This is a genomic window from Corallococcus sp. AB049A (assembly GCF_003668885.1).
Taxonomy (GTDB): Bacteria; Myxococcota; Myxococcia; order Myxococcales; family Myxococcaceae; genus Corallococcus; species Corallococcus interemptor.
Genome location: NZ_RAWL01000979.1, coordinates 1 through 479, shown reverse-complemented (window position 1 = coordinate 479; position 479 = coordinate 1). Strand labels below are relative to the sequence as shown.

Genomic DNA, 479 nt, shown 5'->3' with positions numbered 1-479 from the left:
GGGTAGAGAAACGCACGCGCGTGGTCTCGCCGCCGCCGATCACCTTGGTGTGCGCCAGCACGCGCTTGTCGGCCTTCGGCAGGTAGCTGTCAGCCAGGGTCATGCGCATGCCCGCCATCGCCACCGGCTGGTAATCAGCGCTGCGGGTGAGCACCCAGTTGTGGCCCATCGCGGTGACCGCCAGCTTGCCGGTATGGCGCAGAGTCAGGTCCACGGCGGTGCAATCAGCGGCAACCTTGATCTCGCGGCTGCTGAAGCTCATCTGGTCGGTGCTGTCGATGCTCACCGCACACACCCGCGCCATCGCCGACGGCGCCAGCATCAGCGCACCCAGTCCCACTGCCACCCTCCAAGCCTTCATCATTGCATCTCCTGCGGATTCAAGCGCCATTCTAGGCAGCCCCCTGCGGCGCCGTCTGCGACCGTCTGTCGCATGCCAGCTCCAGGGTTTCCCGCGCACTCATCGCAATGGCATGCTC

At 66.0% G+C, this 479-nt stretch carries 1 protein-coding gene; it reads right to left on the bottom strand.

What is annotated here, in order from left to right; genetic code table 11:
• Window positions 1–346, bottom strand: a 346-nt coding sequence (gene azu / locus D7X55_RS46080; RefSeq protein WP_199747373.1) for an azurin, incomplete at its 3' end; no start/stop codon positions are given.
• Window positions 347–479 lie beyond the last annotated feature (133 nt).